Annotated in this window: 11 protein-coding genes, 1 rRNA gene, 1 pseudogene and 1 riboswitch; of the genes and pseudogenes, 8 read left to right on the top strand and 5 right to left on the bottom strand. The window is 45.6% G+C overall.

Features of this window, described 5'->3' with window-relative positions:
- The first annotated feature begins 139 nt into the window (after positions 1–139).
- A 5S ribosomal RNA gene (rrf, locus tag ACO9K6_RS20675) occupies positions 140–256 on the top strand.
- 341 nt (positions 257–597) lie between these two features.
- Positions 598–2088 (top strand): DHA2 family efflux MFS transporter permease subunit, encoded by a 1491-nt coding sequence (locus tag ACO9K6_RS20670; protein WP_424769416.1) that lies wholly within the window; start codon positions 598–600, stop codon positions 2086–2088.
- A 79-nt stretch (positions 2089–2167) separates the two neighbouring features.
- Here ACO9K6_RS20670 and ACO9K6_RS20665 read toward each other — a convergent pair whose 3' ends face one another.
- Together ACO9K6_RS20665 and ACO9K6_RS20660 are read right to left on the bottom strand one after the other, a co-directional pair.
- On the bottom strand, positions 2168–2857 hold the full coding sequence (locus ACO9K6_RS20665) for a CPBP family intramembrane glutamic endopeptidase (RefSeq protein ID WP_424769415.1): 690 nt from the start codon (positions 2855–2857) through the stop codon (positions 2168–2170).
- Positions 2858–3344: 487 nt separating this feature from the next.
- Positions 3345–5042 (bottom strand): methyl-accepting chemotaxis protein, encoded by a 1698-nt coding sequence (locus ACO9K6_RS20660; protein ID WP_424769414.1) that lies wholly within the window; start codon positions 5040–5042, stop codon positions 3345–3347.
- 184 nt (positions 5043–5226) lie between these two features.
- A riboswitch (cyclic di-GMP riboswitch) is annotated at positions 5227–5310 on the bottom strand.
- Between the two features lie 422 nt (positions 5311–5732).
- On the opposite strand from ACO9K6_RS20660, the gene ACO9K6_RS20655 reads away from it, so the two are divergent.
- The 3 genes from ACO9K6_RS20655 (at position 5733) to bshB2 (ending at position 8013) form a co-directional block, all read left to right on the top strand.
- On the top strand, positions 5733–6866 hold the full coding sequence (locus tag ACO9K6_RS20655) for an L-dopachrome tautomerase-related protein (protein ID WP_424769417.1): 1134 nt from the start codon (positions 5733–5735) through the stop codon (positions 6864–6866).
- 123 nt (positions 6867–6989) lie between these two features.
- Complete coding sequence (locus ACO9K6_RS20650; RefSeq protein WP_424769413.1) at positions 6990–7334, top strand: YojF family protein; 345 nt, start codon at positions 6990–6992, stop codon at positions 7332–7334.
- 22 nt (positions 7335–7356) lie between these two features.
- Positions 7357–8013 (top strand): bacillithiol biosynthesis deacetylase BshB2, encoded by a 657-nt coding sequence (gene bshB2, locus ACO9K6_RS20645; RefSeq protein ID WP_424769412.1) that lies wholly within the window; start codon positions 7357–7359, stop codon positions 8011–8013.
- A gap of 56 nt (positions 8014–8069) precedes the next feature.
- Here bshB2 and ACO9K6_RS20640 read toward each other — a convergent pair whose 3' ends face one another.
- The 3 genes from ACO9K6_RS20640 to katA all read right to left on the bottom strand — a co-directional run bounded on the left by ACO9K6_RS20640 (position 8070) and on the right by katA (position 10669).
- Entirely contained in the window at positions 8070–8393 is a 324-nt protein-coding gene (locus tag ACO9K6_RS20640; RefSeq protein WP_424769411.1) for an AzlD domain-containing protein, read from the bottom strand.
- Positions 8390–9106, bottom strand: coding sequence for an AzlC family ABC transporter permease (locus ACO9K6_RS20635; RefSeq protein ID WP_424769410.1), 717 nt, complete (start codon positions 9104–9106; stop codon positions 8390–8392). Before ACO9K6_RS20635 ends, ACO9K6_RS20640 begins: the two co-directional genes overlap by 4 nt.
- A 105-nt stretch (positions 9107–9211) precedes the next feature.
- Positions 9212–10669, bottom strand: a complete 1458-nt coding sequence (gene katA / locus ACO9K6_RS20630; protein ID WP_424769409.1) for a catalase KatA — start codon at positions 10667–10669, stop codon at positions 9212–9214.
- 297 nt (positions 10670–10966) lie between these two features.
- Here katA and ACO9K6_RS20625 point away from each other — a divergent pair, with 297 nt between their 5' ends.
- The 3 genes and pseudogenes from ACO9K6_RS20625 (at position 10967) to ACO9K6_RS20615 (ending at position 12800) form a co-directional block, all read left to right on the top strand.
- Entirely contained in the window at positions 10967–12115 is a 1149-nt protein-coding gene (locus ACO9K6_RS20625) for a YecA family protein (protein ID WP_424769408.1), read from the top strand.
- A 57-nt stretch (positions 12116–12172) separates the two neighbouring features.
- Positions 12173–12280: pseudogene (locus tag ACO9K6_RS20620) on the top strand (AAA family ATPase); the annotation flags it as partial.
- Positions 12281–12305: 25 nt separating this feature from the next.
- Positions 12306–12800, top strand: coding sequence for a CYTH domain-containing protein (locus ACO9K6_RS20615; RefSeq protein WP_424769407.1), 495 nt, complete (start codon positions 12306–12308; stop codon positions 12798–12800).
- The last annotated feature ends 180 nt before the right edge of the window (positions 12801–12980 follow it).

Raw genomic sequence — 12980 nt, 5'->3', positions numbered from 1 at the left:
GTGTGGAGCTGACGAATACTAATCGGTCGAGGGCTTATCCTAAAAAAGTTTGCATGGACCCATACATCCGGCAGACAGCAGCAAAGGCTTTCAGCAGCCATTCTCTTTCGTATCCAGTTTTCAGCGTGCAAACGCTACGTTTGGTGGCGATGGCGGAGGGGAACCACGCGTTCCCATACCGAACACGACCGTTAAGCCCTCCAGCGCCAATGGTACTTGGACCGCAGGGTCCTGGGAGAGTAGGACGTCGCCAAGCACGAGAGACCTATCGCATGTCATGCGATAGGTTTTTTGTTTTTTTATGGCCAAAGGCGATCAAGGGCAATCTAATTATTGCTTCGTGTAGTTTTGCAAATTTAATTTGAGGATGGCTAGTAAAATGGCTAGTTTAATTCGATGAAATCCAAATGATATGCCATTTTAAACGAGCCAGCTGAACGTAATTCGTTATTCTAGAGCGTATCGTGTTTTACGTGCCACAGTTATCTCGTCATCTTTCAGCAAAGTCTATAAACCTACTATTGAAAATACTTTAGAACTAAAATATAATACTTAAGCAGTAAAGCATTTTACGATAAGGGTGTGAAGTAGATCAACATGAACCAAGCTGAATTTCAAAAGTTGCGTTTTTGGCCGATTATGATTGCTATTTTTATCGGCTCATTTTTATGTGTGCTTGCGTCGGCATCTATCAATTTGGCGTTAGAAATTTTCACGGAGCATTTTGAAACCACCTTGAGCTCCGTGCAATGGACGTTAACGGGCTTTATGCTCGCGATGGGTACGACGGCGCCAATAGCTGGTTATCTGGGTGAAAGATTCAGCTACAGGCGGTTGTACTTATTTTCGTTAATTGGATTTACAGTTACTTCGATTTTATGCGCGTCTGCTTGGAATGAAGGTTCTCTAATTTTGTTTCGAGTGGGACAAGGAGCTTTCAGCGGTTTGATTATACCGGCGACAATGTCGATTATTTATCAAATCATACCGAAGGAGAGGCAAGCGATGGCAGTAGCCTTTTGGGGGTTGTCCGCAATGCTGGCTCCCGCATTTGGCCCTACAATTAGCGGCTGGGTACTGCAAAACCTGAATTGGCACTGGCTGTTTCTCATGAATATCCCTATTGGCATCATCGCAATTGGATTCGTATATGCGTATATTCCCTATTATCGCTTGAACGTTCCAAAAAGCTTCGACGGACTAGGCTTTCTAACGGTTATCGTGAGCAGCTCTTCCTTATTGCTTGCGCTTGGACAAGGACATAGTTGGGGCTGGGGCTCGTGGAAGGTCATTACCTTGTTCGTACTGGGCGTTATAGCATTGGGTCTATTCATTTGGCGGGAATTAACGACAGAAACTCCTTTGCTTCAATTAAGAGTATTTAAAAATTTCCGATTCACCATAAATGCCATTCTTGCTAATATCATTACAATAAGCTTATATTCCGGTACACTGCTGACACCGATCTTTCTTCAAAGAATTCAGCATGTATCTGCGATGGATACTGGGATGATTCTGCTGCCCGCATCGCTCGTTATGGCTTTGCTAATGCCTGTCGTGGGCAAGCTTTATAATGTCGTAGGTCCGCGCTTGTTAATGTCTGCCGGCATTGTGCTTCTAACACTTGGAACGCTGACGCTAAGCTGGCTAAGCGTCGATGTATCCCATGCATACATCATCTGGTGGATGATTGTTCGTAACATTGGAATCGCGCTCGTCGTAATGCCATCAAGCAACGCCGCAATGGAGCAAATTTCGCCGGAGTTATCTGGACATGCTTCAGCGATTACGAACTGGACAAGGAATGTATTCGGTTCCTTCGCGATCGCGATATTCACGACTATGCTAGCTTCAAGATCGTTAACTCATGCGACTGATTTCATGAAGGCGGGAAGCAGCGACGATCTTTATATTGAAATGATGTCCTTCACAATGAGCGTTAACGATGTTTATATTGTGGCTACTATCATTGCGGCAGCCGCACTGCCGCTTAGCCTGCTCGTTGGCAAGGCTAAGCCAATGGAGGGGAGTAAGCAGCTGACAGAACAGGCCAAGCAAGTCAAAAAACCTATAGCTAGCAACGGATAAAAACTGTCTGCAACGCGAAAGCGGAGCGGACGGTTTTTTTCTATCCTGTTACAAAGACATAGACAAGCAGGTTCATTTTCTACACTGAATATTTCCTCTTATAAATCAAGTAAACCGCACTAATGCCAAGGATAGTAACGAGTGTGGTTATAAAACTGCCTTCTAACCCGAAGGTGCCTCCCGATAGCGGGACCGGACCAGTGAGTTCCGTTTCCATAACCGATGGAACGAGGTCGGTTCCGGAAACCTTGAAGCCATAAATATTACCCTGGAAATAGTTCCAGGTAAGATGAATGCCGATCGGCATCCAAAGTCCGCCGCTCACCTCACGCGCTACGGCAAGCAGTATGCCGGCAAGCATAAGGTTGATAATCGGGAAGGGCGAGTCGAATGTACCTGGATTAAAGCCATGCATGAGTGCGAATAAGAGTGAGCTGATAATGATCGCCGCCTTGCTGCCGTAATGATACTTAAATAAGCCCTGAACATAGCCTCGCGAGAAAATCTCCTCATACACGGCTACACATGTAAATAAAATTAAACCATCAAGCAGTGAGCGATTCACGTCTACTGAGAAGCCTACCCATGTCCAGTCTATACCTCCAAAAGACCAGATAAGTAAATAGGAGACAGACATGAGTATAATACCGGTAAGCAAGCCTCTAACAGTCCAAATTGCTCCACGTGGCTGCTTTAATCCTAGAGGCCATCCTCGCTTGCGTTCGAAGAAGGCATACATCATGAAGGCGGCTATAGTAAAAACCATCATTTGCGCGTAAAGCATCATTTGGCTTGTGGAGGCGCTCTCCAGATCAGAGATTGAGAGCCCTGCGATCACGAAATAGATTATGAATGCAATTAGAATAAGAACAAATATAATAACGATCGTTAGCAGTAATTTCCCAGTAATCTCTGCAAGCTTTTTTATAAAGAGCTCTCCCTTTTATTGAATAAATATTCTTTATAAAGAATTTCAATAGATGAGACATCTAAATATAGTATTAAACTTATCGTCGTCAAATTGCAATAATTCATTCATATGTTGTTCGTTATTACGTTGCAGATTAACAGCCGATGAGACGGCAAAGAGACGAAAAGGGCTGTCAAAAACTCTGATGGATCTCATCACTCGTTATTTATCTGGCATGTATTTATTAAAGAAAAAGATCCTGACCTTGTAAGGTCAGGACCCTGCTCTCAAATCTATGTTCACATAAAGAAAAAGAGAACAAAAATAAAGATTGCGGCTTGCGGGCTTAATTCACCTTGAATCTGCTAATGTTTTGCTGCAGATCCTCAGCCATTTTGGAAAGCGCGCTGGCTGCGGCGCTGATCTCCTCCATAGACGATAGCTGCTCTTGCGTTGCGGCCGAGACCTGCTCTGTTCCTGCAGCGGAGCTTTCTGTAGTTTCGGAGATGGTCTTCATTGAGCCCGACATTTCATCTACTCCTGCTGTCATTTGCTGAACGGATGCGGAAACCTCCTGGGATCCGGCAGCAACATCGCTGACAGCTGACTGAATATAGTCAAAGGATTGCCCGGCAGAATGCACAATTCCAATGCCGGAATGTACTTCTCTGGTAACGGCATCCATGGATTGTGTGGCCTTGCCCATGCCTGCTTGAATGGCAGAGATGAGCGAAGAAATTTTTTGAGCAGAATCGGCGGACTGCGTGGACAGCTTGCGTACCTCGGTGGCGACAACCTCAAAACCTCGTCCATGCTCGCCAGCTCTTGCCGCTTCGATAGCAGCATTCAACGATAAAAGATTAGTTTGTGCCGATAACTCGCCTATAACCTCAACAATTTGACTGATTTCTGCAGATTGTCCGCCAAGCTCCTTCACGATCTCGGAAAGCCCATTAACCGTTTCGTTAATGGCATTCATTTGTTCTACAGCCGTTTTAATGGATTCATTGCCTAGCATGGCTTTCTCTGAAGCTTCGGCAGCTTTGAACGAAACATTTTGTGTGTTTTCTGCAATCTGTTGAAATCCAACGGACATTTCATTGATTGTCTGGAATCCATCGCTAACAAGCTTAACCTGTATGTCTACGCCGCTGGCAACCTCCTGCATGGTTTTTGCGATTTGTTCAGTGGCGGTAGAGGTTTGCTCTGCGCTGGCTGTTAATTCCTCTGACGAGGCCGCTACTTGTTCGGCGTTTGTCCCCACCTGTATTATGAGGGACCGAAGATTCGCAGTCATCATATTGAATGAGCTCGCCATCTTGCCGATTTCATCATTGTTTTTTATTATGATTTTTTCGCCAGTAAGGTCTCCAGAAGCAATTCGCTCAGCTGCTTTGGCAACTGCAACAACAGGCTTGGATATGAGACGACCCATAAATAAAGCAATACCAACACCAAGTAAAATGGATAGTATTCCTAGAATAATAACAACTCGCATGACTTGCTGCACTTGATTTTCTACTTCAATAATACCTGTATCTAATTGTTCTTGCTGATAGGATTCCATTGCGGTAGCTACGGCTTCAAACAGAGTTACCATTTCACGTCCCTCATTAGCAAGAAGGGAGTTAACCTGCGACATCATATTTTGGTTTTTTAGCGAAATGATCTCTTGGGAAAACTGATAAAATTCAGCTTCCCGTTGATCTATCTGCTTCAGCAGCTCCTGCATGTTGGATGATTGAAAGGTTGGCGCAAGCTCAGCGCTTATGCTTTGGACTCTTTCATGCGAATATTCTATAGTGGCTAATGCAGTGCCATCTCCGAATAAAGCATAACCTCGCAGAGCGGCCTGCTGTGATTTCATGGCATTAGTCATATCCTTAATGTGAAGCATCTTGGCGACTCTATTATCAATGAGTTCAGAATATGTACGGTTAATAGAAATGATTTGTATTAAATTTGTTAATATAATGACAACTAGTAAGATAAGGACAGCTAGGAAGCCCGCTAGCAGTTTTTTGCTGATTGATAAATTTCGCATGATGTGCCCCCTAATTTTTTTTGAATTGCATCGATTGCTGCTCGAGATTATGTAATATCTTTGGAGCATGTTTGTATAAGGTTTTTGCAGATAAACATTCAAAGCCTGCGGCATTCACCTCCTAAAATGAAAAGAAAAAGCACTCCCATAAAGAGGGTGCTTTTCTCATAAGCATTCTTTTACCCTCGGCAGCCCGGCCGTCATAGCATGAAGCGTTAGACCCGTGGCTTTGCGTCTTTGCCTTTCGACAAATTTGCCTTTATCATCATACTATATAATTATAAATAACTTACTATTTTTAGCAAGTGTAACATAACGACAATCATTATGCTAGTACCTTAGACTTGCTTATTATTAAGCAAAATGGTCTATTCGACAGACAAGGAGGGGGATGAGACCTATATCTTTAATAAACACATTTTATATCGTTGAAACAGGGTCTTTGGTAGGAAAGTTGCTCGGAAGGAATACTCTTTTCATAACAGGGTAACTTACCTAATGGTGGTAATCATGCAAAAGCATGATACTGTTATTGCCACAAACAATAGGAGGTTCCGTTGAGCTATGAAAATTACTATGAAAGCTTTGTTTGCAGTATGGCTTATGGTGCTTGTTTTTACCTCGAATGGCGGTACAGCATCCGCGCGGTCAGAGCCGCAAGCCCATGCAGATCAAGTAGGGCAATATCAAATGCTGTATCATTGGAACCATTTGGATTGGAACTTTGCCGATCCAAGCATGAAGCGGGATTTCGAGGCGAATCAATATTGGAAGCAGGCGATGCCTGCAGGCATTAAGGTCGATAAGGAGGGGAACTATTACGTTTCGGTGCCAAGATGGGCGCAGGGCATTCCCGCAACAATGAACAAGATCCTCATGAAGGACGGCAAGCCGCTGCTGGAAGCTTTTCCAAGCTGGGAGTGGAATAAAGCCGGTGACGTAACCAAGCTCCAATCCATCCTAGGGTACGAGATTGACGAGAAAAACAGGATGTGGATTTTGGATCAAGGCAAAATCGCTTATAATCCTTCACCAGACGGTTCGCAGAAGCTGGTCATTTGGGATTTGAATACGAATAAGCTGATCGACTCGATCAAAATCCCGAACGAAATCGCGTCGTACCGTACGTCCTTTCTGAATGATGTGGTCGTAGACAATAAGAACGGCTTCGCTTATATAACCGATTCCGGTAACGGCGAAGGCTTCGGAGGAACGGTTGTAGCGGGAATCATCGTCTATAACATGAAGACGAAAACCTTCAGGAGGGTACTCGACCGGCAGCCAAGCACACAGGATTTTCCGGGGTTTATTTTTGAAATCAACTACAGACGGGTCTTCAAGGACCAACCGATGAAATTAGGCTCTGACGGCATAGCATTATCCGCCGATCGTTCAACCCTGTATTATTGTCCGATTACAGGCCGCAATCTGTATGCCATCGACACGGCACTGCTGAGAAACTTCAATACGCCGCTGGAAACGATCAATAAAGCCGTTCAAGCCCGGGGCAGCAAGGGCACAAACACGGATGGGATGCATGCGGACAATAAAGGAAATGTATATTATACGATGCTGGAAGGGCAGGGGGTTGGCAAGTATTCACCGGAGAACAACAAATTCAAGCGTTTCGTATCGGATGACCGTATGCTGTGGGTAGACGGCGTGGCCTTCGATCAGAAGGGCTCGATTATTTTTAACAACAACCGGCTTCATCAAATGTTCGAGAAGAACCAGGACGATCTCGATTGGAACTATCCGTTCAATTTGATCATATGGAAAGCATATGTGGGCAAGGATATAAAATCATATTTGTATGCCAATTAGTTTAACAATGAGCCAATTCCTTTACTGAAGCTTTCAGAAGGGTATTGGCTCATTTTATGATAAAATGAATGTACGAGAGCAATCTTTATTCATTTAGATAAAAGGACACATGGAGGAATGATGATGCAGCTTATCCATCAGCAGAAGGTTCAGCATATGATCGATACGCTTAAAGATCAAGACTTATATATTCATCTTGAAATGACTACCGGAGCTTATGCCAACCATATGGACAGCTCCAAGCATCCAGCGGCGAACTTCATTACAAATGCGGTTATTCGTTACACGCTTGGATCGATTGCCGGAAGCGGGCCTTACCGTGTCGGATTAAAGACGGCGGCTGGCTGGATCTATTCAGAAGGGCTCACCCACTGGGATGAGAGTGACACAATGAGACTTATTTTGGCAGGTCATGACAGTCAAGGGAAGCTGGTCGTTGCCTTGCAGCTGAGCCGGTCGCCATTCTGATGAGAGAGGAGAGAGCATTCTAATGGAAAAACGTATTCTTGTCATACTGCCGCATCCGGATGATGAGGCTTTTACAACAGCAGGAACGCTTGCCAAGCATATACACGATGGGGGCCAGGTTACCTATGCTTGTTTAACGCTAGGGGAAATGGGACGGAACATGGGCGTTCCGCCATTTGCGAACAGGGTTACGCTTCGGGACATTCGTCAAAAGGAACTCGAAGAGTCCTGTCAAGCTATCGGAATTCAAGACCTGCGTATGCTGGGCTTTCATGATAAAACGATCGAATTTGAAGATCAAGCAAAGCTGGATCAACAGATTGGCGCGCTTATAAAAGAATTACAGCCATCACTTGTCATTACCTTCTACCCCGGTCACAGTGTTCATCCCGACCACGATGCAACAGGCGAAGCCGTCATTCGTACGATTGGCAGATTGCCGAAGGAGCAGAGACCTCTTGTTCACTGCTTAGCCTTTTCGAAAAATCACCAAGAGGCGATAGGACCGCCAGATGTATTCCAAGATGTAAAACCATTTTTGAAGCAAAAAATGGCATCCATCTTCGCTCATCGCTCGCAGTTTCAAGCCGCTGAATTACTGGGCAGCAAGAAGGTAGAGGATCGAGAAATCCAAGAGCGGTTCGGAACGGAACGTTTCTGGACTTATAAATTTGATTGAACACAAGGGCGGGCCCGTTACAATTGGACAGCTGGCGACGCATGCTTCGGTTTTTTTTAGAAAAGGAATCGAACGAGAGCGGCAGAGACGATGCCGACAAGGACGGTAAGCAATAGGCTCTTGGTCTTTAAAGCTGTCACTAGAGTAGGGATTAAAATCAGGAGGCTGCGCCACTCTACTGTAGGCAGGGAGTCTGTCTTATGAATCACACCCTGCACGATAAGAGCTGTTAGCAGGCATACCGGAATATAGGTGAGCCACTTCAATAAAGGCCGAGGAAAATTCAAATTGCGAATGACCGCGAATGGAACGATCCGAGGGATAATGGTGACAAGCGCGCAGCCCAAAATAATCAGCAGTACCGGTAGCTCGATCTTCATTTCTCCGTGACCGCCCCGATAGCCGCGCAAATGATGGTAGCTAGAAGCACGGACATATAGATAGAGAAGAAAAAGGACAGTACGTATACCGATAGAATCGTGCAGGCGATTAAAAATATATAGTGCTTCAGCTTTGATGCTGGCAAAGCGACAAGCTGCAGCACGAGCAGGGCTATGAACATGGCGGTAAGGGCAAAATCTAAGCCGAATACGGCGGGATCGACAATCCAGCTGCCAAGCCATCCGCCTGCCATACAGGAAACGATCCAGGTTACATATGCCGTCACATTTAAGCCGTTCATCCAGCGGTCGTTAATCGGCAAGCCGCGGGAGGTTCGAAGTGAAGCGACACCGAATGATTCATCTGTGAGAAGCGCTCCAATTCCAATGTTGCGCAGCAGTGAGTAGTTCGAGAAGTAGGGGGCAAGAGCCGCGCTCATCAAAAAATGCCGAAGATTTACGATAAACGTCGTTGCAATAATAGCGGAAGGCGGACTCATTGCAATCAGCATCGCGCAAATGATGAACTGGGACGCGCCCGCATAGACCAAAGCTGACAATAGGCCGATTTCCAATACGCTGAGCTTGGCCGAGGTGCCGACGATTCCTGCAGCAATTCCGATACCGATATAACCAAGGAGAGTAGGGATGCAATCTCTGACTCCCTGCATGAATGTAAGCGTTGCTTGTTGTTCGTTCGTTTCCAAAACCATGAGCTCCTTATTCAAGCATAAGCTTTGTATGTAGTCTGAAAAATCAAGATGGCTGTCGAAGTAGTTTCGACAGCCACATTTTAAGGTATACGTTTATAAGTGCAATTAGGCTTGCTGCGAGACCGACAAGCCAAGTCCTTCGGCTACGCGTTGTCCGTATTCCGGATCCGCTTTGTAGAAGTGGCCGATTTGACGAAGCTTGATTTCGTCTTTCTCAACCGGCTTCATAGCGCCGACAATCGTTTCGACAAGGCGTGCGCGTTCCTCTTCACTCAGGAGACGATAGAGATCGCCTGCTTGCGTATAGTGGTCATGATGATCAAAAGCAACGCTGTCCGCATTGCCTGACACCTCAAATGGAGCAGGCTTGTTTTCTGGTGATTCTGTTGGTCCGCCGTAACTATTAGGCTCATAGTACAGCGATGCACCGCCATTGCCGTCCGCACGCATTTGACCGTCACGCTGATGATTATTCACCGGAGCGACTGGACGGTTGATCGGCAGCTGATTGTGGTTCGCGCCAACCCGGTAGCGATGAGCATCGGAGTACGCGAATAGTCGGCCCTGAAGCATTTTGTCAGGAGAAGCCTCAATGCCAGGTACGAACGAGCCTGGGGAGAACGTCGCTTGCTCAACCTCAGCGAAGTAATTCTCAGGATTGCGATCGAGCACCATGCGGCCAACCTCGATGAGCGGATAATCCTTCTGCGACCATACCTTCGTCACATCGAACGGATCGAAGCGATACGTATTGGCGTCCTCGATCGGCATAATTTGAACGTACAGCTTCCATGCCGGGAAGTCGCCTTTTTCGATAGCGTTGAACAAATCTTCGGTATGGTAGTCAGGGTTTTCTCCGGCAATTTTGGCAGCAACCTCATTGGTCAGGTTTTTAACGCCTTGCTCGGTTTTGAAATGGTATTTTACCCAAACCGCTTGACCTTCCGCGTTCACCCATTTGAACGTATGGCTGCCGAAGCCGTGCATATGTCTGAGCGTTGCAGGAATACCGCGATCCGACATAAGAATCGTTACCTGATGCAGGGATTCAGGCGATAAAGACCAGAAATCCCATATCGCGTTCGGGTTTTTCAAGTGCGTTTGCGGATGACGCTTCTGTGTATGAATGAAGTCCGGAAATTTAATGGCATCGCGAATAAAGAATACAGGCGTGTTATTGCCTACAAGATCATAGTTTCCTTCCTCAGTGTAGAACTTAACCGCAAATCCGCGAGGGTCGCGAACCGTATCAGCAGAGCCGAGCTCTCCAGCAACCGTCGAGAAACGAATAAACATCGGAGTACGCTTGCCTACCTCTGATAAAAAGTTTGCTTTTGTGTATTGCGTTAGATCATTCGTAACCTGGAAATAACCGTGCGCGCCTGCGCCTTTCGCGTGAACAACACGCTCAGGAACACGTTCTCTATTGAAGTGGGCTAATTTTTCTAACAGGTGTACGTCTTGGATCAAAGTAGGACCGCGTGAGCCAGCTGTCATCGAGTTTTGGTTATCTCCAACCGGAGCACCCCAACTAGTTGTAAGTTTGTTTTTCTCAGTACTCATAACAGAATCACCTCATTAGATTTTTTTACTTGCGTCACACTTCATATGTTACCGTTTTCCTAGCAAAAAGCAATATTATTTGTATTAATTCTAAATGATTGTTTAATGAAAATAGGATAGTGCTTTACGCTATAACGATTCCTTGTTTCATGCGTGAATCGTAACGGATCACGAGGCTCTTCTATTTTTGTTTGATTCCACCGTCATTTTTTGTTACCTTTGAAACTGCATGTTTTTTTTAGGTATACTTATAATAATAGAAACGCATGTACGATTAAGTTAACGTAGGAGACTGATATGAACAAAAAGCAGGATCAAGCAACGGATAAGTTTTGGCCAGCGCTGCCTTACCCGCTATCTTTGGCGGATGCGCTGAGCACACTGACGAAGCAGCAGCTAACGAGCATTCGAATGAATTTGGAAATAAGCAACCTTAGCACGCTTAATAAGCAGGGGCTTGTGGAAAAGTTAGCTGAGAGGATACCTGAGTACCTTCAGCTTACGACGCGCTGCTGGGACCATGATCGAATGAAGCTCGTTCAGAAAATAGCGAAGAACGGCGGACTCTGGGACAAGCCATTGCTCGAGATCCATCAGTATGAATATTTTAGAGAACGCGGTATTCTGTTCCCCGGCAAACTCAAAGGGAAGAGGGTAGCAATTATGCCTTCCGGACTTGTAGAGTTGTTTAGAGATGGAGAACTTTTTCAAGACCATACCATCTTATCAAGAAACACGGAATGGATTCGGATGACTCGAGGCTTGCTCAACTATTATGGAACGTTGTCCTTTGATGACTTAACTTCATTTCTTATAACGGAAGGCGATCATCCGCTTGCTCAGTTTGATATGATGAATATTTTGTATGACGCTTCGTACTATTACGAACAGATCGAGATCCGTGAGCATGGCTGGCTAACCGACTACCGTGCGGTGAATCCGGCTTTTATCCTAAAGGAAAGGTCTCTTAGACAGGGGCTAGACTTTCGTCCTTTCACGAAGCAGGAGCTTCTGAAGGCTGGAGAGCCAGATTATTACGAGCGCAACAGGCACTATGTAAACCTGGTCCGTTATGTTCTTAATCGTTATGAAATGGATCACGAGGAAGCTGATCTTTTTGTTCAGGAGTGTGTAGACGCGACGAAAAACGGGGATTCACTTGGCTCGTTAATGGAACTGGCTCAGGAATTCATTGAACTGCCAAGTTTGGAGATGATGGCAGAGTTAACGGATTTATTGGTGCCGCTGATGAATAGTACGAGACAATGGGCGATCAAAGGTTATTCCCCTGAAGAGTTGTCAGCAAAAAGAGCCCGTGCGAATGTCCTGCTGAATACTGCGCCAAAGCAAGCGGATGTCATCCATATTCAAACGAAGACAAAAGTCGGACGTAACGATCCATGTCCATGCAGGAGCGGGAAGAAATTCAAAAAATGCTGCGGTTAGCGGATAACGGGTAAATGGTTTAAGCGAGAGAGGGGACGAGAGGAATGAGGAAAGAGGAGCCCTTCTCGGCAAATGACCATGCTCTCTCGGATTAATCAGCTGGTGAGGGAAAACTCACAGTTTATTATTTCGACGCCTTCACCGATTTTAATGGCCTATCCCGAGGAATAACAAGGAAGGGGGTAAGAACATGTCACTGGAAATCGAAAGGAAATTTTTGCTCGCTGACACACCAAGCGTTGTTATACATGAGGAGAAGCTGAAGGTGCTGTCGGAGCAGCGTATCGAGCAAACCTATTTGGCTATGGATGAGTCGCAGGAGCTGCGCGTCAGAAGAATTGTTGATCTTGCCAGCGGCGAGGTGGCCTTTACGCATACGTTTAAGCTTGGCAACGGACTCTCGCGCGAGGAAATCGAATATTCGATTTCGGAGAGCATCTATGAGCAGGTAGTCAACGCTTTTGGATTCGTGCCGCTGACGAAAAACCGGATAACGGCCGAGTGGGACGGCAGAATCGTTGAAATCGACATTTACGATCAAATCAAGCTTGCTGTTCTTGAGGTGGAATTTGAATCGGAAGAGATTGCGAATGCTTTTGCAGCGCCCGAATGGTTCGGCAAAGATATAAGCTCCGATCGGCAGTATAGCAACAAGAAGGTATGGCGTGAATTACAAGGGAAATAGCATTTATAATAAGAAATGAAGAAAATTTTCAAAAAACGCTTGACCTTCTAGGCTTGTACATGGTATATTCTAATTCCGGCCGAGAGAAACGCGCGGACGGCGAGAAAGAAAAGATTGCTCTTTGAAAACTGAACAACGAGTAAAACTGCCTCATGAATCCTAACGGATTGATGAAAAAAG

It is taken from the genome of Paenibacillus praedii (assembly GCF_049725345.1).
GTDB lineage: Bacteria > Bacillota > Bacilli > Paenibacillales > Paenibacillaceae > Pristimantibacillus.
Note: the sequence above shows the minus strand (reverse complement) of the source record. Positions and strands in the feature narration are given on the sequence as shown.

Bases quoted from the DNA above. Each gene is read 5' to 3' on its own strand.
- ACO9K6_RS20655 (WP_424769417.1), top strand. From the start codon at position 5,733: ATGCTGTATCATTGGAACCATTTGGATTGGAACTTTGCCGATCCAAGC.
- ACO9K6_RS20635 (WP_424769410.1), bottom strand. From the start codon at position 9,106: ATGGTTTTGGAAACGAACGAACAACAAGCAACGCTTACATTCATGCAG.
- bshB2 (WP_424769412.1), top strand. From the start codon at position 7,357: ATGGAAAAACGTATTCTTGTCATACTGCCGCATCCGGATGATGAGGCT.
- ACO9K6_RS20660 (WP_424769414.1), bottom strand. From the start codon at position 5,042: ATGCGAAATTTATCAATCAGCAAAAAACTGCTAGCGGGCTTCCTAGCT.
- ACO9K6_RS20615 (WP_424769407.1), top strand. From the start codon at position 12,306: ATGTCACTGGAAATCGAAAGGAAATTTTTGCTCGCTGACACACCAAGC.
- ACO9K6_RS20640 (WP_424769411.1), bottom strand. From the start codon at position 8,393: ATGAAGATCGAGCTACCGGTACTGCTGATTATTTTGGGCTGCGCGCTT.
- katA (WP_424769409.1), bottom strand. From the start codon at position 10,669: ATGAGTACTGAGAAAAACAAACTTACAACTAGTTGGGGTGCTCCGGTT.
- ACO9K6_RS20625 (WP_424769408.1), top strand. From the start codon at position 10,967: ATGAACAAAAAGCAGGATCAAGCAACGGATAAGTTTTGGCCAGCGCTG.
- ACO9K6_RS20665 (WP_424769415.1), bottom strand. From the start codon at position 2,857: ATGATGGTTTTTACTATAGCCGCCTTCATGATGTATGCCTTCTTCGAA.
- ACO9K6_RS20670 (WP_424769416.1), top strand. From the start codon at position 598: ATGAACCAAGCTGAATTTCAAAAGTTGCGTTTTTGGCCGATTATGATT.
- ACO9K6_RS20650 (WP_424769413.1), top strand. From the start codon at position 6,990: ATGCAGCTTATCCATCAGCAGAAGGTTCAGCATATGATCGATACGCTT.